At 75.4% G+C, this 23,993-nt stretch carries 24 protein-coding genes; 10 read left to right on the top strand and 14 right to left on the bottom strand.

Annotated elements, in window-relative coordinates:
* Positions 1–161: 161 nt before the first annotated feature.
* On the bottom strand, positions 162–698 hold the full coding sequence (locus tag ACI79I_RS12860) for a hypothetical protein (RefSeq protein WP_456992730.1): 537 nt from the start codon (positions 696–698) through the stop codon (positions 162–164).
* Between the two features lie 87 nt (positions 699–785).
* Positions 786–1,055, bottom strand: a complete 270-nt coding sequence (locus tag ACI79I_RS12855) for a DUF2277 domain-containing protein (RefSeq protein WP_456992729.1) — start codon at positions 1,053–1,055, stop codon at positions 786–788.
* Positions 1,056–1,198: 143 nt separating this feature from the next.
* Here ACI79I_RS12855 and ACI79I_RS12850 point away from each other — a divergent pair, with 143 nt between their 5' ends.
* A complete protein-coding gene (locus ACI79I_RS12850) occupies positions 1,199–1,600 on the top strand; it encodes a hypothetical protein (RefSeq protein ID WP_456992728.1) in 402 nt (133 codons plus the stop codon).
* 92 nt (positions 1,601–1,692) lie between these two features.
* Positions 1,693–2,592, top strand: coding sequence for an SDR family NAD(P)-dependent oxidoreductase (locus tag ACI79I_RS12845; protein ID WP_456992727.1), 900 nt, complete (start codon positions 1,693–1,695; stop codon positions 2,590–2,592).
* 1 nt (position 2,593) lies between these two features.
* On the opposite strand, the gene ACI79I_RS12840 is transcribed toward ACI79I_RS12845, so the two are convergent.
* A complete protein-coding gene (locus ACI79I_RS12840; protein WP_456992726.1) occupies positions 2,594–3,337 on the bottom strand; it encodes a GAF and ANTAR domain-containing protein in 744 nt (247 codons plus the stop codon).
* Between the two features lie 270 nt (positions 3,338–3,607).
* Between ACI79I_RS12840 and eat the strand changes: the two genes are divergently transcribed.
* The 3 genes from eat to eutC are packed head-to-tail and all read left to right on the top strand — an operon-like array spanning position 3,608 to position 7,184.
* Entirely contained in the window at positions 3,608–5,020 is a 1,413-nt protein-coding gene (gene eat / locus ACI79I_RS12835) for an ethanolamine permease (RefSeq protein WP_456992725.1), read from the top strand.
* Positions 5,017–6,432 carry an ethanolamine ammonia-lyase subunit EutB gene (locus ACI79I_RS12830; RefSeq protein WP_456992724.1) on the top strand — a complete coding sequence of 472 codons (1,416 nt, stop codon included), beginning with the start codon at positions 5,017–5,019 and terminating at the stop codon, positions 6,430–6,432. Before eat ends, ACI79I_RS12830 begins: the two co-directional genes overlap by 4 nt.
* Positions 6,429–7,184 carry an ethanolamine ammonia-lyase subunit EutC gene (gene eutC / locus ACI79I_RS12825; protein ID WP_456992723.1) on the top strand — a complete coding sequence of 252 codons (756 nt, stop codon included), beginning with the start codon at positions 6,429–6,431 and terminating at the stop codon, positions 7,182–7,184. Before ACI79I_RS12830 ends, eutC begins: the two co-directional genes overlap by 4 nt.
* A gap of 199 nt (positions 7,185–7,383) precedes the next feature.
* Here eutC and wecB read toward each other — a convergent pair whose 3' ends face one another.
* From wecB to ACI79I_RS12800, 5 genes are all read right to left on the bottom strand, one after another.
* On the bottom strand, positions 7,384–8,550 hold the full coding sequence (gene wecB / locus ACI79I_RS12820) for a non-hydrolyzing UDP-N-acetylglucosamine 2-epimerase (protein WP_456992722.1): 1,167 nt from the start codon (positions 8,548–8,550) through the stop codon (positions 7,384–7,386).
* The gene (locus tag ACI79I_RS12815; protein WP_456992721.1) at positions 8,547–9,248 is read right to left on the bottom strand and encodes a family 16 glycoside hydrolase; all 702 of its coding nucleotides are present in this window, start codon (positions 9,246–9,248) and stop codon (positions 8,547–8,549) included. Before ACI79I_RS12815 ends, wecB begins: the two co-directional genes overlap by 4 nt.
* A 7-nt stretch (positions 9,249–9,255) precedes the next feature.
* On the bottom strand, positions 9,256–10,638 hold the full coding sequence (locus ACI79I_RS12810; RefSeq protein ID WP_456992720.1) for a glycosyltransferase family 2 protein: 1,383 nt from the start codon (positions 10,636–10,638) through the stop codon (positions 9,256–9,258).
* Positions 10,635–10,802: a hypothetical protein gene (locus ACI79I_RS12805; RefSeq protein ID WP_456992719.1), complete on the bottom strand. Its 168-nt coding sequence runs from the start codon at positions 10,800–10,802 to the stop codon at positions 10,635–10,637. Before ACI79I_RS12805 ends, ACI79I_RS12810 begins: the two co-directional genes overlap by 4 nt.
* Positions 10,803–10,865: 63 nt before the next feature.
* On the bottom strand, positions 10,866–12,362 hold the full coding sequence (locus tag ACI79I_RS12800; RefSeq protein WP_456992718.1) for a DUF2334 domain-containing protein: 1,497 nt from the start codon (positions 12,360–12,362) through the stop codon (positions 10,866–10,868).
* Between the two features lie 1,299 nt (positions 12,363–13,661).
* Between ACI79I_RS12800 and ACI79I_RS12795 the strand changes: the two genes are divergently transcribed.
* Positions 13,662–14,324, top strand: coding sequence for a family 16 glycoside hydrolase (locus ACI79I_RS12795; RefSeq protein WP_456992717.1), 663 nt, complete (start codon positions 13,662–13,664; stop codon positions 14,322–14,324).
* 69 nt (positions 14,325–14,393) lie between these two features.
* On the opposite strand, the gene ACI79I_RS12790 is transcribed toward ACI79I_RS12795, so the two are convergent.
* A complete protein-coding gene (locus ACI79I_RS12790) occupies positions 14,394–14,621 on the bottom strand; it encodes a hypothetical protein (protein ID WP_456992716.1) in 228 nt (75 codons plus the stop codon).
* Between the two features lie 18 nt (positions 14,622–14,639).
* On the opposite strand from ACI79I_RS12790, the gene ACI79I_RS12785 reads away from it, so the two are divergent.
* Positions 14,640–15,293: a hypothetical protein gene (locus ACI79I_RS12785; RefSeq protein ID WP_456992715.1), complete on the top strand. Its 654-nt coding sequence runs from the start codon at positions 14,640–14,642 to the stop codon at positions 15,291–15,293.
* 63 nt (positions 15,294–15,356) lie between these two features.
* A complete protein-coding gene (locus ACI79I_RS12780; protein WP_456992714.1) occupies positions 15,357–15,629 on the top strand; it encodes a hypothetical protein in 273 nt (90 codons plus the stop codon).
* Here the strand turns inward: ACI79I_RS12780 and ACI79I_RS12775 are convergent, their stop codons facing one another.
* Genes ACI79I_RS12775 through ACI79I_RS12760 form a run of 4 tightly spaced genes read right to left on the bottom strand, consistent with a single transcriptional unit; the run spans position 15,630 to position 22,174 of the window.
* Complete coding sequence (locus tag ACI79I_RS12775; protein ID WP_456992713.1) at positions 15,630–16,190, bottom strand: dihydrofolate reductase family protein; 561 nt, start codon at positions 16,188–16,190, stop codon at positions 15,630–15,632. It lies immediately after the preceding gene.
* 37 nt (positions 16,191–16,227) lie between these two features.
* Entirely contained in the window at positions 16,228–19,605 is a 3,378-nt protein-coding gene (gene cydC, locus ACI79I_RS12770; RefSeq protein ID WP_456992711.1) for a thiol reductant ABC exporter subunit CydC, read from the bottom strand.
* On the bottom strand, positions 19,602–20,597 hold the full coding sequence (gene cydB / locus ACI79I_RS12765) for a cytochrome d ubiquinol oxidase subunit II (RefSeq protein WP_456992710.1): 996 nt from the start codon (positions 20,595–20,597) through the stop codon (positions 19,602–19,604). The genes cydC and cydB overlap by 4 nt, the downstream gene beginning before the upstream one ends.
* Before the next feature lie 14 nt (positions 20,598–20,611).
* A complete protein-coding gene (locus ACI79I_RS12760; RefSeq protein WP_456992708.1) occupies positions 20,612–22,174 on the bottom strand; it encodes a cytochrome ubiquinol oxidase subunit I in 1,563 nt (520 codons plus the stop codon).
* 116 nt (positions 22,175–22,290) lie between these two features.
* On the opposite strand from ACI79I_RS12760, the gene ACI79I_RS12755 reads away from it, so the two are divergent.
* Positions 22,291–22,653 (top strand): BlaI/MecI/CopY family transcriptional regulator, encoded by a 363-nt coding sequence (locus ACI79I_RS12755; RefSeq protein ID WP_456992707.1) that lies wholly within the window; start codon positions 22,291–22,293, stop codon positions 22,651–22,653.
* 39 nt (positions 22,654–22,692) lie between these two features.
* Positions 22,693–23,625, top strand: coding sequence for a M56 family metallopeptidase (locus ACI79I_RS12750; RefSeq protein WP_456992705.1), 933 nt, complete (start codon positions 22,693–22,695; stop codon positions 23,623–23,625).
* Here ACI79I_RS12750 and ACI79I_RS12745 read toward each other — a convergent pair.
* Positions 23,622–23,984 (bottom strand): hypothetical protein, encoded by a 363-nt coding sequence (locus ACI79I_RS12745; RefSeq protein WP_456992704.1) that lies wholly within the window; start codon positions 23,982–23,984, stop codon positions 23,622–23,624. The two genes, ACI79I_RS12750 and ACI79I_RS12745, sit on opposite strands and share 4 nt — an antisense overlap.
* Between the last annotated feature and the right edge of the window lie 9 nt (positions 23,985–23,993).

The following is a 23,993-nucleotide window of genomic DNA, read 5'->3' as shown; positions in this document are numbered from 1 at the left end:
CGCCCCCGGCCCCCCCCGCCCCCCCCCCCCCCCCCGCCGGCGGCCGGCCGCCGCGGCGCGGCGCCCCCGCGCCCCCCCCCCCCCCCCCCCCCCCCCCCCCCCCCCCCCCCCCCGCGAGGCGTTGCGAGGGCAACGGTCCCCCAGTGACAGGTCGGGGAGGGTCAGCGCTGCGCGAGACCCCGGACGACCTCGCTGGGCCGCTGCTGCTCGCCGGCGTAGGAGCTGACCGCGACCAGCGCGCCGGTCAGGGCCGGGATGACCCACTGCAACCGGTCGAGCTGCTCCTGGGCAGCGGCGACCTCGGCCTTGGTGCGCTTGGTCGGCTTGGTGCCCGACCGCGCCGGGACGGCGCCGGCTCCGGACACCACCATGCCGAGGGACCGGCTGTAGGCCGTCACGCCGAGGGCCGCCGCGGTGAGCGCGGTCTTGAGCAGGCTCATGCCGGCCACACCCTGCTGGCGGGCGACGCGGCCGCGGTTGCCGATCAGCTGCCCGACGCTCCCGACCAGGTGGGCACCGATGGCGGCGCCGTTGACCGGCGTCCAGCGGTCCCAGCCGGCGTTGGCGACGCGGCCGGTGTCGCGGCCGCCCGCCTCACCGGCGGCGGGGTTCAGGGCGACCGCGTTGGCGAGGGTGCCGCCGAACCAGGCCGCCAGGCCGACGTCGTGCAGGGCGCGGGAGAGGGTGTTACGAGCCATGGCTGCGCTCCGGGGAAGGGGACGGGATGCAGCGGGGATACCCCGGCGGGCGGTCCCCACACCGGTTGTGCGCAATCGAGCCGGAGATCAGCTCCCGTACCGCAGCGCAGCCCGCTGCCGCGCCTTGGCCGCCTCCACCTCACGGTCCTTCGGCGGCGCCGTGGTCACCAGTGACGCGAGCAGCCGCGCGGACGCCTCGGCAACCTCGGCGACCGCGCGGTCGAAGACCTCGGCGTTGACCCGCGACGGCCGGGCCGTGCCGCTGATCTTCCGCACGTACTGCAGCGCGGCCGCGTGGACTTCCTCGTCGGTCACCGCCGGCTCGAAGTTGGCCAGGGGTCGGATGTTCCGGCACATGAGCGCAGCGTAGGAGCGGCCGACGACAGCCGGGAGCCCCGCGGACCGGGCCCAGCCGGGGAGGCCGGCCCGGTCGATGCCGCCGTCCCGGCGGGGATCCGGCGGGACGATCCTCACGGACGACGGAACGGGAGGACGCGCCCATGACGGTGCTGGTGGTGGACATGGCGAACGTGCTCGGGTCCCGGCCCGACGGCTGGTGGCGCGACCGGGCGGGCGCGACGTCGCGGCTGCTCCAGCGCCTCGCCCCGTTGACCGGGCGCCTGCTGCCCGGCCCCGGCGGCGGCCGGCTGGTGGCCACCGAGCTGGTCGCGGTGGTCGAGGGCGCCGCCCAGCAGGCCCGCGCGCCGGACGGCGTCAGCCTGGCGCGCGCGCCGGGCAGCGGCGACGACGCGCTCGTCGCCTGCGTCGCCCGGCTCGTCCGGGAGGGACGGGACGTCCTGGTGGTGACCGCCGACCGCGGGCTGCGGGACCGGCTGCCCGCCGGCGTGCCCGCCACCGGTCCCGGCTGGCTGTGGTCGGCGCTGGAGGACCGGCCCGCATGACCGTCCGTCGGCACGGGTAGGGACGGCGCACGTCGAGCCGGGGCGTGCAGCGCCGTGCTGTGCGTGCCCTCCCCCCACCCGCGAGGAGCCGCATGCCGCCGTCCGCTGCGCCGTCCCGTCCGCCGACCGTGCTGGTCACCGGTGCCTCCAGCGGGATCGGCCGGGCCACCGTCCACGCGATGGCCGGTCGGGGAGCCACCCTCGTGCTGGTCGCGCGGGGCCGCGAGCCGCTGGAGGAGACCGCCGCCGAGGCCCGGGACCGGGGCGCCGGGGAGGTGCTCGTCTGCCCGGCCGACGTGACCGACGCCGACGCCCTCGGGCAGGTCGTCGACAGCACGGTCGCGCGGTTCGGCCGGCTGGACGTCGTCGTCCACGCGGCGCAGACCATGGCCTACGGCCGCATCGAGGACGTGCCGCGAGCGGTGTTCGAGGCGGTCGTCGACACCGGTGTGCACGGCACCGCGAACGTCGCCCGGGCGGTGCTGCCGGTGTTCCGGCGCCAGGGCAGCGGCCACCTGATCGTCGTCAGCTCGCTGCTCGCCTCGGTCACCGCGCCGCTCATGGGGTCCTACGCGGCGGCGAAGTGGGGACAGCTGGGCCTGGTCCGGACGCTGCAGCAGGAGCTCCGGGACGCGCCGGGGGTGCACGTGTCCGCGGTCGCCCCGGGCGGGGTCAGCACGCCCATCTACTCCCAGGGCGCGACGTGGGCGGGCAGCACGGGCCGGCCGCCTCCGCCGGTCTACTCGGCCGAACGCGTCGCCCGTGCCGTGGTTGCGCGGCTGGACCGGCCGCGGCGGCTGGTGCAGTCCGGCGTCGCCAACCCGGTGGTCATCGCCGGGTTCCGGCTGCTCCCGGCCCTCTACGACACGCTGGTCGGCCCCCTGCTCCGGGTGTTCGCCCTCGCCGGGGACGGCGCCGGACCGTCCGAGGGCAACGTCTTCGCCTCCCGGCCGCAGGGCAACGCGAAGGACGGCCGCTGGCGGGGGATCTGACTCACCAGCGGGCGGGCCGCTCCGGGAGCTCGGCCTCGAAGGAGGCGACCAGCGCCGTGGCGACGTCCCGGAGCTTGACGTTGCGCCGCTGCGAGGAGTGCCGGAGCAGTGCGAAGGCCTGGTCGGCGGTGCAGCGCTCCTGGGCCATCAGCAGCCCGATGGCCTGGCCGATGACCGTGCGCGTGTCCAGGCCGCCCCGCAGCTGCTCGGCCCGCTCGGTGCCCTCCGCGATGCGCAGCGCCACCGACAGGGCGCCGGCGGCCTGACCCGCCCAGCGGGTGGCGACGGCCTCGTCCGCAGCATCGAAGGCACCCCGTTGCGTCGAGTAGAGGTTCAGGGCGCCGCGGCTGCGGTCCTCCACGACCAGGGGCAGGGACAGCGAGGAGCGGACCCCGACCTGAGCGGCCAGCTCGGGGTAGGGGCCCCAACGGCGCTCGGCGGCCATGTCGTCGACCCGCACGACGACCTCGTCGCGCATCGCCTGGAGGCACGGGCCGTCGTCCACCTGGTACTGCCGCTCGTCGGCCTGCTCGGCCAGGGGGTCGGTGCAGGTGACGGTGACCGCGCCGGACGCGCGGGCCAGGGTCAGCCCGCACGACTCCGCGTGCGGCGTGTGCTGCACCGCCAGGTGCACGAGGTCGCCGAGGAACCCGTGCAGGTCACCGCCGGAGGCCAGCAGGGCGAGCAGGTCGCCGTCCCGGGCGTCCTGGCCGTCGTCGGTCGGATCCAGGTCGAGGGTGTCCACCGGTCCTGCGCCTCTCCCATCCCGGCGTTGCGCCACCCGGCCGCGTGCGATGCAACTGTATCCGGGTCCTCCGGCGGAGACCGTGGACCGTGCCTGGGTCGCCGCGGTGAACAGCGCGTTCCGTTCCTCGGGCGCTGTTGACCCGGTCCCGCGGAGGGGAGAACGCTGACCCCACCCGTCCGCCGGGGGCCGACCGGAAGGCACGGCATGACCGCGGAACCGAACGCCCGACCCGTTCCCCCCGCGCACCGCCCGGGCCACCACGCCGGGGTGGAGGCCGAACGCGTCGACGAGGGCTACCTGCACAGGCGTCAACTGCGCTCCGGGACCGCGGGCTGGCTGCTGCTGGCCGGGCTGGGGGTCTCGGCGGTCATCTCCGGCGACTACGCAGGCTGGAACTTCGGCCTGGCCGAGGGCGGCTTCGGCGGCCTGCTGATCGCGACCGTCCTCATGGCGGTCATGTACACCGCGATGGTGTTCGGCCTGGCCGAGCTGGGCTCGGCGCTGCCGACCGCCGGCGGCGGGTACACCTTCGCCCGGCGCGCACTCGGCCCGTGGGGCGGGTACGCGACCGGGGTCGCGGTGCTCATCGAGTACGCCATCGCCCCCGCCGCGATCGCCACGTTCATCGGCGCCTACGTGGAGTCGCTGGGACTGTTCGGGATCACCGACGGCTGGTGGGTCTACCTGGTCGTGTACGCGCTGTTCATCGGCATCCACCTGATGGGCGTCGGCGAGGCGCTCAAGGCGATGTTCGCCGTCACCGTCGTGGCCCTGCTCGGGCTGGTGGTGTTCCTCGTCGGGGCGATCCCGCAGTTCGACGCGGGCAACCTGCTCGACATCGCGCCCACCGACGCGGCGGGCGCCTCGTCGTTCCTGCCGTACGGGTTGATCGGCATCTGGGCGGCGTTCCCGTTCGCGATCTGGTTCTTCCTCGCCGTGGAGAGCGTGCCGCTGGCGGCCGAGGAGGCCCGCGACCCGGCCCGCTCCATGCCGCGGGGGATCGTCGCGGCCATGGGGGTGCTCGTGCTGCTCGCCGTCCTCATGCTGGTGTTCACCCCCGGCGCCGGCGGGTCGTCGACGATCGCCGCCTCCGGCAACCCACCGGTCGACGCGCTGGCGGCCTCGGCCGCGCCCGACGCGCTCACGACGGTGGTCAACTACGCCGGCCTGTTCGGCCTGGTGGCCAGCTTCTTCTCGATCATCTACGCGTACTCGCGGCAGACCTTCGCGCTCTCCCGCGCCGGCTACCTGCCGCGGGCGCTGTCGGTGACCAACGCGCGCAAGGCGCCGATGCTCGCCCTGCTCGTGCCGGGCGCGATCGGGTTCCTGCTCTCGCTGACCGGCCAGGGCGCGATGCTGCTGAACATGGCCGTCTTCGGTGCGACGGTCTCCTACGTGCTGATGATGCTCAGCCACATCGTGCTGCGCCGCCGCGAGCCCGACCTCGACCGGCCGTACCGGACGCCGGGCGGCGTGGTCACCACCGGCGTCGCGCTGGTGCTGGCCGCCGCGGCGGTGGTCGCGACGTTCCTCGTGGACGTCACCGCCGCGTTGTGGACGCTCGGCGCCTACGCGGCCTTCCTCGGCTACTTCGCGGTCTACAGCCGCCACCACCTCGTGGCCTCCGCACCGGAGGAGGAGTTCGAGCTGCTGGCCCGGGCGGAGGAGGAGATGGGATGACCGTGCGCCGCACGACGCTGGGCGGTCACACGTACGAGTTCCCCACGCTGGTGGAGCTGCTGGCCAAGGCGACGCCGGCCCGCTCCGGCGACGTCCTGGCCGGGTGCGCCGCGGAGTCGGCCGCCGAACGGGTGGCCGCGCAGACCGTGCTCGCCGACCTGCCGCTGGCGACCTTCCTCGACGAGCAGGTGGTCGGGTACGAGGAGGACGACGTCACGCGGCTGGTCCTCGACACGCACGACCGGGCCGCGTTCGCGCCCGTGGCCTCGCTGACGGTGGGGGAGTTCCGGGACCGGCTGCTGGCCTGGGCCGCCGCCGGGGACGAGGCGGCGGTCTCCGCGCTCGCCCCGGGCCTGACCCCGGAGATGGTGGCGGCCACCTCGAAGCTCATGCGCAACGCCGACCTGGTCGCCGTCGGCCGCCGGACCCGGGTGGTGACCGGGCTGCGCAGCACGCTGGGCCTGCCCGGCCGGCTGGCCTCCCGGTTGCAGCCCAACCACCCCACCGACGACCCGCTGGGGGTGACCGCGTCGATCGTCGACGGCCTGCTGCAGGGCTGCGGGGACGCCGTCATCGGGATCAACCCGGCCACCGACTCCCCGGCGCGCACGGTCGCCCTGCTGGAGCTGGTCGACACGGTGATCAGCCGGTACGAGATCCCGACCCAGTCGTGCGTGCTCGCGCACGTGACGACGACCCTGCGGGCGCTGGAGGCCGGGGCGCCGGTGGACCTGGTGTTCCAGTCGGTCGCCGGCACGCAGGCGGCCAACCGCGGGTTCGGGGTCACCCTCGACCTGCTGGCCGAGGCACGGGCCGGGGCGCTGGCACTGGGCCGCGGCACGGTGGGGCACAACGTGACCTACTTCGAGACCGGCCAGGGATCGGCGCTGTCGGCCGACGCCCACCGCGGCATCGGGGGGCGGCCGGTGGACCAGCAGACGCTGGAGACCCGCGCCTACGCCGTCGCCCGGCACTTCTCCCCGCTGCTGGTGAACACCGTCGTCGGGTTCATCGGCCCGGAGTACCTCTACGACGGCAAGCAGGTGCTGCGCGCCGGGCTGGAGGACCACTTCTGCGGCAAGCTGCTCGGCCTGCCGATGGGCGTGGACGTCTGCTACACCAACCACGCCGAGGTCGACGGCGACGACATGGACGCGCTGATGCTGCTGCTGGGCGCGGCCGGCTGCACGTTCCTCATCGCCGTCCCGGGGGCGGACGACGTGATGCTGCACTACCAGTCGCTGGCCTTCTCCGACGTGCTCACCACCCGGTCGGTGCTGGGCCTGCGGCCGGCACCGGAGTTCGAGGAGTGGCTCGCGCGGATGGACCTGCTCGACGACGCCGGGCGGGTCCGGGAACCGACCCCGGACGCGCCCGCTGCCCGGGCCCTGCTCGCGGCGGCGTCGGCATGAGCTCCGCGCTGGAGCAGCCGCTGCCGCCCGATCCCGACCCGTGGGCGGTGCTGCGGTCGGCCACCCGGGCGCGGGTGGCGCTCGGCCGGGCCGGGGACGCGCTGCCGACCTCGCGCGAGCTCGAGTTCCGGGCCGCGCACGCCGCCGCCCGGGACGCGGTGCACATGCCGCTGGACCCCGCGCTGGTGCGCGCCGGCCTCGCCGGACGGGAGGTGCTCGAGGTGCACTCGGCTGCCGGCGACCGGGCCACCTACCTCCAGCGGCCCGACCTCGGCCGGCAGCTCGCCGCCGGGACCGAACTGCCCCGCACCGACGCCGACCTGGCCCTCGTGCTGGCCGACGGCCTCTCCCCGCGCGCGGTGCACGAGCACGCGGCCGGCCTGACGACGGCGCTGCTGGAGCGGGCGTCGGGCTGGACGGTGGCCCCGCTCGTGCTGGCCTCCCAGGCCCGGGTCGCGCTGGGCGACGCCATCGGGGCCGCCCTCGGCGTCCGCGCGGTCGTCGTCCTCATCGGCGAGCGGCCCGGTCTGTCCGCGGCCGACTCCCTCGGCGCCTACCTCACCTGGGACCCCAGGCCAGGCCGTGCGGACTCCGAGCGCAACTGCGTCTCCAACGTCCGCCCGCCGCACGGGCTGTCCTACGCGCAGGCCGCCGACACGGTGGTCGCGCTGCTGGCCGCGGCCCGGGAACTCGGTGCGTCCGGCGTCGCGCTCAAGGACGAGGGGCCCGCGCTGGCCGCCGGGGCGAGCTGAACGCGTGGACCGCGTCGGCGTCGCCGGACGGATGACCCAGACATGACGCCCGGCGACACCGGCGGGCCCGTGCAGTGTCGACCCGTCCCGGTCGCAGCGGAACCGGCCCGGACGGCACCCGGAGTGGCGATCGCCGTGCGTGTCAGCGTCGGAGCGGGAACCGGACCACGTCACCGCGCGGTCGCCGACCTCCGCGAACTCAGGCGGCGCCGGCCGCCAGCCGCTCGGGCTCGAACTCCTCTGCTGCCTCGGCCGATCCGAACAGGTGCCGGATCGCCTGGACACAGCGTTCGGCCGCACTGCCGTCCCCGTAGGGATTGACCGCCTGCGCCATGGCCGCGTGGGCGGCGGGATCGGTCAGCAGGTGTTCCGTGGCGCGGACGACCAGCGCCGGGTCGGTGCCCACCAGGCGGACCGTGCCCGCCTCCACGGCCTCGGGACGCTCGGTGTTGTCCCGGAGGACCAGCACCGGCTTGCCGAGGCTGGGCGCCTCCTCCTGGACGCCGCCGCTGTCGGTGAGGATCAGCGTGGCCCGCGCCATGAGGCGGGCGAAGTCCCCGTAGGCGACGGGCTCGACGACGAGGACGTTCGGCAGTCCGCTGACCTCCGGCAGCAGGGCCTCCCGCACCACCGGGTTGCGGTGCACCGGGAGGACGACGAGAAGATCGGGGTGGCGCCGGGCGACGGTGGCGACCGCCCGGCCGACCCCCCGCATGGGCTCGCCCCAGGACTCGCGGCGGTGCGTGGTGACCAGCAGCACCCGACGGTCGTCCTCGTCGAGGGTGGCCAGCCTGGGGTCCTCGTACGGCCGATCGCGGCCGACGACGTCGAGCAGGGCGTCGATGACGGTGTTGCCCGTGACGACGATGTGCGCGGGGTCCACCCCCTCGCGTTCGAGGTTGGCGCGGCTGGTCGCGGTGGGTGCGAGGTGCAGGGCCGCGAGTTGACTGGTCAGCCGGCGGTTCATCTCCTCGGGGAAGGGCGAGCTGATGTCACCGGTGCGCAGCCCCGCCTCCAGGTGGAGGACCGGCACCCGCTCGTAGAAGGCGGCGAGCGCGGCGGTGAAGGTGGTGGTGGTGTCGCCCTGCACCAGGACGGCGTCGGGTCGCTCGGCGCGGATGAGAGGCCCGAGGCCGAGCAGGGCCCGGGAGGTGATCCCCTCGAGGGTCTGCCGCGGCTCGATGATGTCGAGGTCGTGGTCCACCTGGATGTCGAACAGCTCGTTGACCTGGTCCAGCATCGACCGGTGCTGACCGGTGACCACGACCGACGGGGTCAGGTCCGGCGCGTCGTCCAGCGCGCGGATCACCGGTGCCATCTTCACGGCCTCCGGTCGCGTGCCGTAGACCACCATGACTCTCCTCATGACCCACCTCTCGACGGAGTCGGGGCGTCGATCGCCTCGAGCCTGACGTGACTGAACTCGACGGCGGCGTCCTCGGTGTAGAGCCCCACCGCGCCGCGCAGGTACGGACCGTCGTCGTCCCGGAAGTCCACGAGGGGCTCACCGTCGACGGACACCTGGGTGAGGTCGCCGACCTGACGGACGTGCACCTCGTACCAGGGACCGACGGGGAACGTCGGGCTGGAGCCGGTCGCCAGGAACCGCTGGGCACCGGGGTGGTCGGGGTGTGCCTTCCCGAGCTCCCAGCCGTTGGGCTTCAGGACGATGTAGTAGAAGTGCTGGTCGTCGGTGTAGTGCCACAGCAGCCAGGCGACTTCCCAGGGGTTCGCCTCCGGCCGGCGCAGTTGCTCGATCGTCCGCATCCGCGCCGACACCTCGAGGTCCCCGAGTTCCCGGGTGCTGACGGCCAGTGCTGCGGAGGTCTGGTCCACCCGCTCGACCGCCTGCGGCTGGAGTCGGTACCGCCACCCGTCCGCGTCCTCGGTTCCCCGTGCCGCGCCGAAGCCGTCGTAGACGAGGTCCCAGGCCCCGCAGCGGGTGCCCTCCTCCCAGGGAGTGCAGGTCTTGCCGGAGACGCTGCTCCGGGTCAGCACGAGCAGGCCGAGGACCACGCCGCCGACCACGAGCAGCCAGATCAGGACCCTCCTCCCGGCCGGCATCGGGCGCTCAGACTCCCTGCTCGCTCGACTGCGGCTGCTCGCTCGGCTGCGGCTGCTGGCTCGGCCGCGGCTGCGGCTGCGACCCCGAGCGGGCGTCGGCGACGTCGGTCGGGCGCCGGACGACGGGCGCGGACTCGCCGGTCGGGACCCGGTCGGGCAGCCGCTCCGTCTTGAACCACGAGGAGCGGCCCCGGACGACGCGCAGCACCGCCCACCAACCGGCGGCCATCCACAGCAACCCGTAGAGGATGAAGGCGTGGCCGAAGAAGCCGGCGCGGAGCCAGCCGACGGAGTCCCCCCTGCGGAGGTAGACGCGGGCGAACAGGAGGCCCGGGAGGAAGGTGAGCAGGTACCAGGACACGAAGACCGGCCAGTGGAGGAGCTGGGCTCGGGCGAGAGGGGAGACCGCCACCCCCACCACTGACGCTGCGAAGGACAGCACCATGAGCGAGCTGACGAGGATCAGTACGGGCATCAGGATCGTGTGGAGCGTCTCGGCGGCCGCGCGTCCCGAGGAGCGCCGCACCACCTGTGGCACCAGTTTCCAGGCCTGCAGGCTGCCCTGGAACCAGCGGGACCGCTGACGGATCAGCCGGCGGACGCTGGTGAGGCCCTGCTGGTGGACCGCGACGGCCGGGCAGTGCATCGTCCACCAGCCGTTCAGCTGCAGTCGGACGCCCAGATCGAGGTCCTCGGTCAGCACGTCCGACCACGGCTCCGGCCCCAGGCTCAGCAGCGCCTGGAGACGGGTGAACTGGCCGTTGCCGCCGAGCCCGGCGATCCCCAGCCGGTTGTGGGGCAGCTGGAAGACCGTCGTGTAGGTGACGAACTCGATGTCCTGCAGCCGGGTGAGCAGCCCCGCACCGCGGTTGTTGATCCGGACGCCCACCTGGACGCCACCGACCCTCGGGTCCGCGAAGTAGGGGGCGACGACCTCGGCGGCCTCCGGGTCGAGGCGGCCGTCGGCGTCCACGAGCCCGACGATCACCCGGTCGGCGGGGCGGTCCAGCACCCCCGGCGTGAGCAGGTGGGCCACCGCGGCGTTGAGCGCCGCGCCCTTGCCCTTGCGGGCGTCGGGGGCCGTCCGGCGCAGCACCCGGACGCGCGGGTCGGGATGCGCCTCGGCGATGGCGGGGGTGGCGTCGTCGGAGCCGTCGTCGACCACGAGGACGAGGAAGTGCTGCAGTGACTGGGTCGTGAGCCTGTCCAGGGTGGCGGCGAGGACCCGTTCCTCGTTGAGGCAGGGGACCAGGAAGACGAAGAAGAGGTCGCCGGTACCGACGGGGGCCGGCCGCCGGGGGACGACGCCACCCTCCAGGTACATCCCCAGCGCGTAGGTGAGGGAGCAGACGACCGCCGCGGAGGCGGCGAGGAGCAGGAACGCGGTCATGACCGCGACCCGCTGCGGGTGTCCGGCGGACGGTCCGGCTGCCGCCGCACACCCGTGAACTGACTGGCCAGGACCAGGCCCAGGATCACCACGGCGTAGCAGAGGAACGCCGCACCGGCGAGGACGAGCGCTGCCCGGGCGAACCAGAACGCCGCTTCAGCCATCGCTGCCGACCCCCTCCGACCGGCGACCGGCGTCCCCGGACGGCCGGAGCACCCCAGCGGCGCTCACAGCTGCCCCGGCGAGACGAACTCGTAGCCCAGGTCGCGGATCCCGTCGACCGCGCGGGTCAGTGCGTCGAGTTCGAGGTACGGGTGGAAGTGGAAGCTGGCGACGCCGTCCCGGACGACCAGGTGCTGCCGCGCACCGTCGAGGATCGCCTGCACGGACCCCGGCCCCTCGGCCGGTACGACAGGTCCGTCGACGTTGCCGAGGTTCTCGGGGACCAGGGTGCTGCCGTAGCCGTCCCGCACGACGTAGGGGACGTACTGGGGGAACAGGTAGGGGCTCATGGGACCGGACCTCCAGGCCGTCGAGAGGTACAGCGGCCGGTCGTAGCGGGCGTCGAAGAGCTGCCGGGCCGCCTCGTAGTCGGCTGCGGAGGCTCCGTCGTGCGGGAACTGGAAGATCCGCGGCTCCGGCAGTCCGGCCCTGGTGACCTCGTCGACGGCCGCGCGGAGGCGCTCGGTGGCCCAGGCCGTGGAGTCGCCGGGGACCGGTCCGCCGTAGACCAGCGTGCCGTCGGGCTCGCGGTGGACGCGGAAGAACTCGAAGTCGGCGCCGCTGGCCCCGGTGTCGGGGTTGGCCAGGCCCTCGAACTGGTGGCTGTACCCGTGCAGGACGATCGTGCCGCCGCGCCGGAGCATGTGGGCGACGGCGTCCACCACGGCGGGGCGGTCGGACAGGGTGACCCTGCGACGCGGTTCCGACTCCCGGGGGTCCACCGCGACCGGGTAGAGGGCGAAGCTGAAGGGGATGCCGGCCGCGTGCAGCGTGTCGGCGAGGCGGCGGAGCGTGCCGGGGTCGGACGTCGGGTTGACGTCCTGGATGCGCACGAGCGCGCGGTGCCGGGTCTCGGCGTCGGGCTCGAGCAGGTCGAAGAGCAGGTCGCAGACGGCCAGGTAGCGGTCGCCGGAGTTCCCCACGGCGTCGAGCGCGACCTCGGTGACGTAGGTGAGGTTCCCGGAGCGCACCGCCCACGGGGCGGTGCTGCCGTCGTCGAACCGCGTGGTCGCGAGCACCTGTGCGCGGTCGGGGTCGGTGACACTGATGCCCGAGAGAGGGACGCCCTCGCCGCGCGACCGGGTGAGTTCGGTGCCCTTGTACTCGATCCGGTGTGCCGGCCGCAGCTCGGAGGGGACCCAGGTCCAGCCGTAGGCCCGGTCGAGGCCACCGGACCGCGGGGCCAGCTGGTCGAGGTTGGCCCCCAACCAGAGGACCGGCGTGTCCCCGGCCCGGACATCGACGACGAAGGCCGGAGGCAGGGTCTGCTCGGCGTTCGTGCCGAGGTACACGGCGCCCTGGTGTTCGGCCAACTGACCGGCGCTGTAGGCGGAGACACCCTGCATCGTCGGCGTGCCGAAGTGGGAGGCCAGGGACGTGGCCATCGTCGCGTACACCTCGGACAGGGCCGAGAACTCGCCCGAGTCGTCGTAGAGGACGAGGCTCCTGGCGTCGCCGGAGGGAGGGGCCGGCGGCGCCACCGCCGCTGCAGGCCATTGCACACCGGTGAGGTCAGGCCATTCCTGGCCCGACAGGGAGAATGGCGACGAGGCCCCCGAGTTCACTCCCACCGCTGCGCCGGAGAAGAATGCAGCGCTGACGAGGAATGCGGCCAGCCAGCGCCCGAAAAGCACCGTCCGGGGGGTCAACCTGCCCCGGTTCCTCCTGTGTGTACCCACCTGACCAGCCCCGTGTGATCCTCTGCCGTCCGGCCGCCCGAGGGCTCGGCGGTCGAGCCCCCGGGTGGCGGCACCCACGCGCGTGCGGAACGCGCTCGTTCCATGTGACCCGGACGTTGCGGTGTCGAAACGGGTTCCGAGGAATTTCCGAGAACTATCACGGCACGTTCCGAGGTCGTGACGCTGCGCCAGTGGAGTGGGGAATGTGAGTCGACCTGTGATCGGCGGAATGGAGCGATGCGAGCACGAATGGTGGTCGAGTAGCGATTCGGTCGCTCTGCGTGCGGCGACGTCGGGGAGGTGCGAGGGGGGTGTCGACCCCGTCAGAGGGTGTCGTGGCCGTTCCCGACCCGGGCTCGGAGACCGGTGCCGAGGCCGCGTCGAGCACGGGCTTCCTCGCAGTTCAGCCTCTGCCTCGGGCGGCGACGGAGTGCGCTTCGGCCTCCATCCGGTCTCCGGGGCGGCGCCTGCCGGAACCGTTCGCCGACCCCCCCCCGACCGTGTGCGGACCACGTCGGGAATGGCGCCGGTCGCGCACTCCGGGGACGTGCACGGAACCGCGCAGGCGCTGGATCGGGTGTCCGCCGGCCGGCGGCGTCGTCACCCACGGCCGCCTGCGTCGGACGACCTCCGGCGTTGGAGAGCCCGCTCGACGGGGTGACGCCGGCCCACACCCGGAGCCGGGCCGCCGCGACCTGTCCCCCGGGATGACCGCTGCGCCCGACTCCCGCTGTCCGGCTCAACTCCAGGGACCTCCTGACCGATGGTGGAACGAGCAGGTGGGCTGCGGCAGGTGTGGCTGTCCGGGACGGCCTGCCCCCGTCGGATTGGACTTCCCGGATGCGTGTGTCCCGAGCGGCCGGGGTGGCGTGTGCCGCCTCTGCGGTCGTGGTGGCCGTCCTCCTCGGCAGCGCGGGACCCGCGGAGTCGGAGCCCGGGGCGGGCGCCCTGCGGGCGGCCGGGCCCGGCCCCGGGGCACCCGCCTCCGCCACCCCTCCCGCGGAGGTCGCTCCAGCACCGACGGACGCCTCCAGGGCCGAGCCGACGCCTGCGGCTCCCGGCGCGGCGGCACCCGAGTGCACGACGTGCGCGGACGCCCCGGCCGGCCCGATCCTGGGCGGCGTGGGAGGGGTGACGAGGAGTGAGCCATCGACCCCGGGGGCAGCCACGGCCGACAGCGCGCTCGCGGGCGTCTCGTTCCCCCTGCTGCCCACGGGGACGCGCTGGGTCGACGGCACCCAGGTGGGTGCCTGGCGGTCGGTCTACGACGGCTACGGCACGACCAGGGTGGAGCCCGGGGAGTCGCCCGTGCTCTCACAGCACCCGGCGCCCGCGACGTCCGCCGAGGCCACGCACGGAGCGCTGGCCGTCACCGTGGCGGAGTACGGCGACGTCGACTTCACCGTCCGGCAGCGGACCGTCAGTCAGCTGCGGAGCCCGGAGCCCAATCCCTGGGAGGTGCCGTGGGCGCTGTGGGCGTACACCGACGACCAGCACTTCTACTACCTCGTGCTCAAGCCGAACGGCTGGGAGCTGGGCAAGGAGGATCCGGCCTACCCCGGCGCCCAGCGTTTCCTGGCGACCGGTGACAGCCCCACCTTCCCCGTGGGGACGTGGCACACGGTCCGGATCCGGCAGACCGGCGCCACGATCGAGGCGTGGGGCGACGGCCGGTTGCTCACCCGCTTCACCGACCGGGAGCGGCCCTACCGCGGCGGCCACCTCGGTCTCTACACCGAGGACGCGCACGTGGAGCACGCCGGCCTGGTCCTCCACCGGGGCTGACCGGACCCGGCTGGGCGGTGGACCGGTCCGCGGCGCGCTCGTCCCACGGGCCTGACGGCCGCCGGTGGGTCAGCGCCGGCGGAACAGCCGGGCGAGCGCGTGCCGCCGTCCGCCACTGAGCTCCTCGGCCGGCACCGGCTCGGGGACGTCGGCCAGGACCGCGTGCCGTTCGCGGAGCCGGGCCCGGATCTGGTCGGGGGTGTGCGCGCGGCGCTGGCGCTCGTTGCGGGCGAGCACCGCCCCGGTGGCCGCGACGCCGGCGAGGCCGGCCAGTCCGAGCAGCTTCCAGGGGCGCATGATCCGTAACGTAGCGCCGTGCCCGAGCTGACCCTGGACGAGGCGGTCGACCTCACCCGCACCGGCGACGTCTGGGTCTTCCGCGGTGCCTCCGTGGCCGACCGGGCGATCCGGGCGCTGACCAACGCGCCGGTCAACCACGTCGGGATGGCGGTGGTCCTCGAGGACCTCCCGCCGCTGCTCTGGCACGCCGAGCTGGGCCGCTCGCTCCCCGACGTCTGGACCGGGCAGCACCAGCGCGGCGTGCAGCTGCACGACCTGGCCGACGCCGTCAGCACGTGGCGGCACCGCTACGGGCAGCGGGCGTGGCTGCGGCAGCTGGTCGGCCCGGCCGACGACGGCGGGGTGACCTCCGAGATGGAGGACGCCGTCCTGCGGACCATCGCCCGGCTCGACGGCCGGCCGTTCCCCACCACCCGCGGCCTGGTCGCCGGCTGGCTGGGCGGGCGCGTGCGGCGGACGACGTCGGCCGAGACCGTGTACTGCGCCGAGCTGGTGGCCGCGACCTACACCGCGATGGGGCTGCTGGACGGCCGCCGTCCGCGCAACGCCTACGACCCGGGCAGCTTCTGGTCCGGCGACGGCCTCCAGCTGCGGCAGGGAGCGCGACTAGGGCCGGAGATCCCTGTCCGCGTGCCGGTTCCGGGTGGGACCGTTCTGTGTGACGGGTAAGGCACAGACCAGGGCCTCCCGATGTCGGACCAAGGCGCGGGCGGGCCACGCAGGAGGGCCGCCATGAGCAGCGTCCACTGGGTCCGGCCGGACATCGCCGGAGACATCGTCGCCTTCGCCGTCAGCACCGGAGCCGCGCCGCCGCGGGAGATCCGCATCCGCCCGGAGTTGTACCAGCGCATGCTCGCGCAGATGACCGGGGACGACCGCGCCGCCGTGGTCGGTACCGGCCGTCTGGGCCCTCCGCCGGGGGTCCCGGTCCTCATCGACGGGGACCTGCCCCTGTCCCCGGGCTTCGAGGTCGTGCGCGCCCGGCCGGACAACGCGGCCGCCTGATCACCCCTCCCGGCGCACCCGGTAGGTCGTCTGCACCATGCCGCCGGGGAAGACCTCGGTGCGCTCGTGTTCGAGCGGGACGTCGGCCGGCAGCGCGCCGAACGGGGTGAGCCCCTCGCCGATGAGCACCGGCACCCGCGACAGCGTGAGGTCGCCGATCAGCCCGGCGGTGAGGAAGGAGTGCACCATCCGGCCGCCGTCGACGTAGACCCGGCGGTACCCGGCCGCGGTGAGTGCGGTCACCGCGTCGTCGAAGGAGCGGTGCACGGTGATGCGCTCGTCCGCGTCCGGTTCGAGCGTCGTGCTGACCACGTGCACCGGCTTGCCCTGGTACGGCCACTCGTCCATCGGGGCGATCACCTCGTAGGTGCTGCGGCCCATGACCAGCGCGTCGATGCCGGTCACGAACGCGGAGAAGCCGAAGTCGCCGCCGGCGCCGTCGTCGGGCGGGCCGCCGGCCTCGTCGCCGCCGGTGAGCCAGGCGAGGTCGCCGTCGCGGCGGGCGATGAACCCGTCGACGCTCATGCCGAGGAAGACCGAACCGGTGAAGGGCGCGTCCATGCGCCGCAGCCTGCCGAGGGGGTCTGACAGTCCTCGTTCAGGCTGCCGGCGCGGCCACCGGCGCCCCGAGCCGGACGACGGTGTCACCCGGCCGCTCCACGTCGTCGTCGTGCGTCACGCAGACGACCACCCGGCCGGCGAGCGCGCCGCGGAGGTCGCGCACGAGGGCGGCGGCGGTCGGGGGGTCCAGGTGCGCGGTCGGCTCGTCGAGCAGGACGACGTCGCGGTCGGCGAGCAGCGCCCGCGCCGCGGCCAGCCGGCGTCGCTCGCCCCCCGAGAGCGCCGTCCCGCCGGCGCCGACAGGCGTGTCCAGGCCGTCGGGGAGACCGGCCAGCAGCCCGCCGAGCCCGGTCGCGGTGAGGGCAGCGCGCATGCGGGCCTCACCGTCCGGACCGGCCAGCTCGCCCCGCGGTGCGGCGACCGCCAGGTTGGCGCGGATGGTGGAGGCGAAGACGTGCGCCTCCTGGGGCAGCCACGCCATCCGCGACCGCACGCCGTCCCCGGGGAGCCGGTCGGCCGGCACGCCCGCCACCGTGTACACCCCGGCCCGCGGCCGCAGCGCGGCCAGGAGGACGGCGAGGAAGGTCGACTTGCCCGCCCCCGACGGCCCGCGGACCACCAGCCAGCCGCCGTCGGCGCTCGCCCGCGTGGTGAGGTCGCGCAGCACGTCCGGTCCCCCCGGCCAGCCCGCGGTCAGCTCCGTCGTCGCCAGCCGCTCGGCGGGGACGGGCACCGGCAGGGGGTCGGCGGGGTCGACCGGCGCCGGCGCGGTCAGCACGGCGTCGAGCCGGCCGCGGGCGTCGGCGAGGGCGCCGCGCCGCTGCAGCGCGGCGACCAGGCCGGTCAGGGGCTCGGCCAGCGCGAGCGGGGCCAGGGCGAGCACCGCGACGGCCGGGCCGGCGACGCCCGCGGCGGCGCCCGCCGACGCGGCGGCGACCGCCGCCAGGCCGGTGCCGAGGACCACCAGGCCCTCGCTGAGCACGCCCGCGCGGGCGCCGGTGCCGGCAGCCTCGGACCTGCGGGCGGCCGCTCCGGCGAGGTCGGCCGCGGTGCGGGCGGCCAGCCCGTGCGCGCGCAGGTCCGGGGCGCCCTCGAGCACGGTGGTGGTGTCCCGCAGCGCGGCGACGCGCAGCGCCCCCTCGGCCCGGGCCGTGCCGGCGTCGACCCGCCGGTGCGCGACGGCGACCAGCGCGACGGTGGCCAGCAGCACCAGTCCGGCCGCGACCGCCGCGGCGGGGGACACCAGGGCCAGCGCACCCACGGTTCCCGCGGTGACCGCGCCGGCGACCAGCGCCGGCGGGACGACGCGCACCGACAGGTCCTGCACCAGCGCGACGTCGCCGACCACCCGGGCCAGCGCGGAGCCCGGCGTCCGGTCCGCGGCGACGCCCTGGTCGGCCAGCGCCTGCCAGACCCGCACCCGCAGGTCGGCGGCCATCCGCAGCGCCGCGTCGTGCGCGGTCATCCGCTCCACCCAGCGCAGTCCTGCCCGGCCGAGGCCGAACGCGCGCACCCCGACGATCGCCACCATCAGCGTGAGCACCGGCGGCATCTCGGCGGCCCGCACGATCAGCCAGCCGGAGACCGCGGTCAGCGCGACGCCGGCGCCCGCCGACGCGGCGCCCGCGGCCACGGCCCGGGCCAGCGCCCGCCGCGGCCAGCGCAGGCCGCCCGTCCCCGACGCCGCCGCGGCCGGTGCGGCGGTGAGTGCAGGTGCTGTCGTCCCGGCCGGGATCGGTGCGGGGGTGTGTGCACGTGCTGTCGTCCCGGCGGGGATGGGCACGGCGCTGTGTGCACGTGTCGCAGCCAGGGTCACGCTGCGGTCGGCCAGGGCGGCCAGCGCGGGGTCGTGGGTGACCAGCACGACGGTGACCGTGCCGCGCAGGCCGGCGAGCACCGCGGCCACCCGCGCCGCCGCTGCGTCGTCCAGGTGCGCGGTCGGCTCGTCGAGCAGCAGCAGCCGCGCGCCACGCCGGACCCGCACCAGCGCGCGGGCGAACGCCACCCGCTGCAGCTCGCCGGGGGAGAGGGTGGTGCACCGCCGTCCGGCCAGCGCGGTCGCGCCCACGCGTTCGAGGGCCTCGACGACGAACGCCTCGCCGGCGATCTCGTCCACACCGGAGTCCGAGCCCGCGTGCCGGCGAAGCTCGTCGGCGACGGTCTCCCCGGTGGTCCGCGGGTGCTGGGGCACGTACGCGACGCCGCCGCCCGGCACGCCGGTGACCGTTCCCTCGACCGTGGCCGACGGGTCCCTCAGCCCGGCCAGGACGGCGAGCAGCGTGGACTTGCCCGACCCGCTGGCCCCGCGGACGGCGACCAGCTCGCCCGGGCGCGCGGCGAGGTCGACCGGCGGGAGGGCGGGCCCGGCGCGGCCGGGGAAGCGGACGGTCAGCCCGGTGACGGCGAGGTCGGCCCCGCGCGGGTCGCCGTCCTCCCGCGGTGCGGCCGGGGGAGCGACCGGAGGGGCCAGCACCGCCCGGGCCTCGGCGGCGGCCAGGGCGGCGTCCTCGGAGGCGTGGTGGGCGGCGCCCAGCGCGCGCAGCGGCGCGAACGCCTCGGGGGCCAGCAGCAGAGCGGTCAGGCCGACGGCCAGCGCCATGTCGCCGTGCACCAGGCGCAGGCCGACGGTCACCGCGACGAGGGCGACCGACAGCGTGGCCAGCAGCTCCAGCACGAGGGAGGAGAGGAAGGCCAGCCGCAGCGTGGCCAGCGTCCGGCGGCGGGAGGCGTCCCCGAGCTCGGCCAGCGCGGCGGCCTGCTCGGCCGCCCGGCCGAGGCCCACCAGCACCGGCAGGCCGCGGACCAGCTCGGCGACGTGCGCGGCGATGCGGTCGAGCGCGCGGGCGGCGGCAGTGGTGCCGTCCCGGGTGGTCAGGCCGACCAGCACCATGAACACCGGCACCAGCGGCAGGGTGACCGCGACCAGCGCGGCCGAGAGCAGGTCGGTCCCGGCGAGGACCGCCAGCAGCACCGGCGGGACGACCAGGGTCCGGGCCAGCGCGGGCAGGTACGTGGTCAGCCCGGGGCCCAGGTCGGCCAGCCGGGTGGTGGCCAGCACCGCCGCGGGGCCGGGTCCACCCGCCGCGGCGACTGCGGCCGGGGAGCCGGCCAGCCGCGCCACGAGATCGGCGCGCAGCCGGTCCTCCGCGCGGCGGGCGTCCCGGTCGGCCAGCAGCGCACCCACCGACCCGGCGGCTCCCCGCAGCGCAGCACCCGCCGCGGCCGCCACCAGGGGCCCGGCCAGCGGGCCCTCGGCCAGGCCGGCGGCGCGGGCGACGGCGTGCGCCAGCCCGGCGGCGAGCAGCACGAGCCCGGCGACCTGGCCCAACGCGGCGGCGGCCTGCCGCACCAGCGCCCCGGTCAGCCCCGGGACGCCGGCCAGCGGCGCCAGCGGCCCGCGCTCCCGGGCGCTCATGCGTGCACCGGCTCGGCGGTCAGCCGCCTGCGGAACACCCAGTAGGTCCACGCCTGGTAGGCGAGCACCACCGGGAGGCCGATCCCGGCCGCCCAGGTCATCACGGTGAGCGTGTAGTCGCTGACCGAGGCGTCGGCGACGGTGACGTCGAACGCCGGGTCGATCGTCGAGGGGACGACGACCGGGTAGGCCGCCCCGAACACCGTCGCGGCCGCGGTGACCAGCATCGCGCCCCACGCGGCGAACGCCTGGCCCTCGCGCCCGACCCGGATCCGCGCCCACGCCAGGACCGCCGTCAGCGCGGCGACCAGCCACAGCACCCCGGTCGCGGCCGTGCCGTACCGCAGGTGCACCACGGCGGCCCAGGCCAGCAGGGGCACCGCGGCCACCGGCGCCCACCGGGCGGCGAACCGGCGGGCGGCCAGCCGCACCGGCCCGTCGGTCTTGAGTGTCAGGAACATCGCGCCGTGCACCACCGAGAAGGCCAGCACGGCGACCGCGCCGAGCAGCGCCGACCAGCCCAGCCCGGAGAACGCGCCGCCCACCCGGTTGCCGTCGGCGTCGATCGGCAGGCCGAGCGTGGTGGCGCCCAGCGCGGCGCCGATGCCGAGGGCGGCGATCAGCGAGCCCGCGGTGATGACCCGGGTCCAGGTCGCGTCCCACGTCTCGGTGGAGTGGGAGTGCCGCCACTCGAAGGCGACGGCCCGGATGATCAGGCCGAACAGCACCAGCACGAACGGCAGGTAGAGCGCCGGCAGCCAGGTGGCGTACCAGCCGGGGAAGGCGGCGAAGACCGCGCCGGCGGCGGTGATCAGCCAGACCTCGTTGCCGTCCCAGAGCGGGCCGATGGTGCGCAGCATGAGGTGCCGATCGGCGGGGCGGCGGCCGAGCACCGGCAGCAGCGCGGCGACGCCGAAGTCGAAGCCCTCGAGCAGCAGGAAGCCGGTCCAGAGCACCGCGACGGCGACGAACCAGAGGGTCTGCAGGTCCATGGTGAGCTCCGAGGTCAGTAGGCGAAGGAGAGGACGTCGTCGTCGGTGCGGGTGCCGTCGCGGCCGGCCGGCAGGTCGTCGTCCGGCGTCCCCTCGGGGGTGGAGCCGGGGGTGGGGGCGGCGTCGCCGGTGGTGACCCCGCGGCGCACGAAGCGGCCGATCAGCCACAGCTCGACGACGGCCAGCGCGCCGTAGACGAGGGTCAGCACCGACAGCGACGTCCAGACCTCGGCGGCGGTGATGCCGGGGGAGACCGCCTGGGCGGTGAAGAACCACACCTGCTCGTCGACCGGGACGTCGGGGTTCGGGTAGACGACGAAGGGCTGGCGGCCCATCTCGGTGAAGACCCACCCGGTGGCGTTGGCCAGGAACGGCGCGCCCACCGCCAGCAGCGACCCGTACACGCCGATCCGCGACGTCGGCACCCGGCCGCGGCGGGTCGACCAGAGCGCGTAGGCGGCGACCCCGGCCGAGACCGCGCCCATGCCGATCATGAGCCGGAAGCTCCAGTAGGTGACGCCGAGCAGCGGGGTGTAGTCGATCTCCTCGCCGGCCAGCGCGCCGAACCGCGACGGGTCGTCGGGGTAGGTCTCGCCGTAGACCGCGGCGTACTCCTCCTGCAGCTCGTCGACGCCCGGGACGGCGGTCGAGAAGTCGCCGTGCGCCAGGTAGGAGAGCAGGTACGGGACGGTGATCGAGTGGACGTCGTCGCACTCGTTGGAGCCGAGCTTGCCCCACGCGAAGACCGAGAAGGACGCCGGCGCCTCGGTCTCGCACAGCGCCTCGGCCGAGCTCATCTTCAGCGGCTGCTGCTCGTACATGAGCTTGCCCTGCCAGTCGCCGGTGAGGGCGACGAGGACGAACGCGGCCAGCGACACCCAGCCGCCCAGCCGCACCGAACGCCGCCACACGGCGTGGTCGACGTCCGTCGTGGGCTGCCCGGCGAGCTCCCGCCTCCGCAGGTGCCACAGGCCGATGCCGACCAGCAGCGCGCCGGCGACCATGAGTGCCGCGACGATCGCGTGGCTGAACGCGGCCAGCGCGGTGTTGTTGGTCAGGACGGCGAGGAAGTCGACCTGGACCGGGCGGCCCGTCGCGTCGTCGGCGACCACGCCGACGGGGTGCTGCATCCAGGAGTTGGCCGCGATGATGAAGTACGCGCTCACGATCGAGCCGATGACCGCGGCCCAGAGCGCGGCCAGGTGCACCCTCTTCGGGATCCGGCCCCAGCCGAAGATCCACAGGCCCAGGAACGTCGACTCGAGGAAGAACGCGAGCAGCGCCTCCAGCGCCAGCAGCGAACCGAAGACGTCGCCGACGAAGCGGCTGTACTCGCTCCAGGCCAGGCCGAACTGGAACTCCTGCACCAGTCCGGTGGCGACGCCGAGCACGAAGTTGATCAGGTAGATGCGGCCCCAGAAGCGGGTCATCCGCAGCCACTCCGGCTTGTCGGTGCGCACCCAGAGGGTGTGCATGACCGCGACCAGGATCCCCAGCCCGATGGTCAGCGGGACCATCAGGAAGTGGTAGACGGTCGTGATCCCGAACTGCCAGCGCGCCACGTCCAGGACGTCCACGGCCGCTCTCCTCACTGGGCGACGTACGATCGGTCGAGTTCTTTCTACGCCCAGTAGAAGACGCTTTTCTACGACACGTAGAAGAAGCTCGTGTGATCCGCAGGACAGGAGGACCCGTGGCGTCGTTGGGTGAGCTGGAGCGCGCCGTCATGGACCGGTTGTGGTCGGCGGACGGTCCGGTCGCGGCGACCGAGCTGCGCGACGGCCTGGCCGACCGCGGGCTGGCGCTGACCACCGTCCACACGGTGCTGACCCGGCTGGAGCAGAAGGGGTTCGTCGAGCACGACGACGCCCGGCCGCGGCGGTTCCGCCCGCGAGCCACCCGCGAGGAGCACGCCGCCGAGCTCATGCACGAGGTGCTCGGCTCGGCGGGGGACCGGCAGGCGGTGCTGGCCCGGTTCGTCGGCGGTGTCGACGCCGACGAGGCCCGGCTGCTGCGCGAGCTGCTGGCTGCCGCCGGTCCGGACGACGACCGCTGACCGGACGGAGCTGATCCAGCCGCCCGCCGCCCCTGACCGATGCTGCCCGCCACCGCGGCCGCCCTCGCCGTCCTGGCCGCCCTCCTGGCCTGGCCGGTGCCGGCGCTGCTGTCCCGTGCCCGCTGGCCCCGGCGGGACCCGCTCGTGGCGCTGGTGTGCTGGCAGGCGATCGGGCTGGCCGGTGGCCTGTCGATCATCGGCGCGCTGCTCGTGCACGGGCTGGCGCCGTGGGGCCACTCGCTGCCCGAGGCGGCCTGGTCGGTGCTCACCGCACACCCCGCCGACGAGCCGGTCCGGGGCGACCACTGGGTCACCCTGACGCTGGCCGGCGTGCTCGCCTCGGAGCTGGTCGGGGTGCTGCTGCTCTCCTGGGTGAGGACCACGCGCGCCCGCCGCCGGCACCGCGAGCTGCTGGAGCTGGTGGTCCGGCCGCACGAGCTCCCGGACGCCCGGTTGCTCGAGCACCCGGCGCCGGTGGCCTTCTGCATCCCGGGTGCCCGGCCGCTGCTGGTGCTCTCCTCCGGCATGGTCGCCGAGCTCGACGACGACCAGCTCGCCGCCGTCGTCGCCCACGAGCGGGCGCACCTGCGCGAGCACCACCACCTCTACCTGCTGCCGTTCCTCGCCTGGGAGGCGGCGCTGCCCGTGCTGCCGGCGGCCGCGCGGGCGGCTGCCGCGGTCCGGACGCTGGTCGAGATGCGCGCCGACGACGTCGCGCTGGGGTCGCTGTCGGGTGCCGCGCCGCGGCGCACGCTGGCCCGGGCGATCGTCGCCGTGGCCGGTGGGGCGGGTGGCGCGGCCGTGCCCAGTGGAGCCCTCGCGGTGGCCGGGGGAGGGGTTCGCGAGCGCGTGGTGCGGCTGCTCGAGCCGCCGTCCCCGCTGCCGGCCTGGGCCCGGGTGGCCGCGCTGCTGTCGGCGGGCCTGCTGCTCCTGGTCCCGACCGCGCTGCTCCTCCTGCCCGCCGTCGTCTAGCGCGGGCCCGCCGGCGCGGCGCCCAGCGCGACCGCGGACACCGCCGCGATGCCCCCGCTGACGAGGGCGGCGCGCCGGTAGCGGGGGCGCCCCAGCAGCGGCAGCATGCTGACCGCGTGCAGGCCCTCGACCGCGGCCGCGATCGGCCGGACGGGCCGCCCCGGCGCGACCAGCAGGGTCACGTGCTGGACGACCATGCGCGCGCCGAGGACCCGCACGACCCGGCGCCGGTCCCGCGGCAGCTCCGGGCACAGCGCGTCGGTCACCCGATCCGGCGCGGCCAACAGGGCGGTGCCCCAGGCCGCGCCGGCGCCGGCGATCAGGCGGGTGAGGCGACGGCGTCGGTGCTCTCCGGTCATGGTGCCCCC

The organism is Geodermatophilus sp. SYSU D01105 (assembly GCF_054050095.1).
Note: the sequence above shows the minus strand (reverse complement) of the source record. Positions and strands in the feature narration are given on the sequence as shown.